This is a genomic window from Salmonella sp. SAL4457 (assembly GCF_046548235.1).
Taxonomy (GTDB): domain Bacteria; phylum Pseudomonadota; class Gammaproteobacteria; order Enterobacterales; family Enterobacteriaceae; genus Salmonella; species Salmonella enterica.
Genome location: NZ_JBGDZO010001129.1, coordinates 1 through 245 on the forward strand (window position 1 = coordinate 1; position 245 = coordinate 245).

The window sequence follows — 245 nt, forward strand, 5'->3', positions numbered from 1 at the left end:
GCCTGTAATAGCGCCGCTCGCCGCTTCCCGTTATGGCGGGCGGTTGCGCATATTCGCGCGAGGCGACTACTAAGATGTTGTATGGGCGCGGTGAAAGATCGGTGAAACGAAAATTGCCCTCTTCATCCGTCATCGTCGAGCGGCGCTGGCCGCCCTGAACGGCGACAGCCGATAACATAACCGTTACACCCGCCATCACGGCGCCATCCTCGGCGACGACGCGGCCTGTAATAGAGCCCTTCGTC

At 60.8% G+C, this 245-nt stretch carries 1 protein-coding gene; it reads right to left on the bottom strand.

What is annotated here, in order from left to right:
- A partial coding sequence (locus tag ACLJNW_RS27710; protein ID WP_410961787.1) for a carboxypeptidase-like regulatory domain-containing protein occupies positions 1-245 on the bottom strand: 245 nt, incomplete at both ends.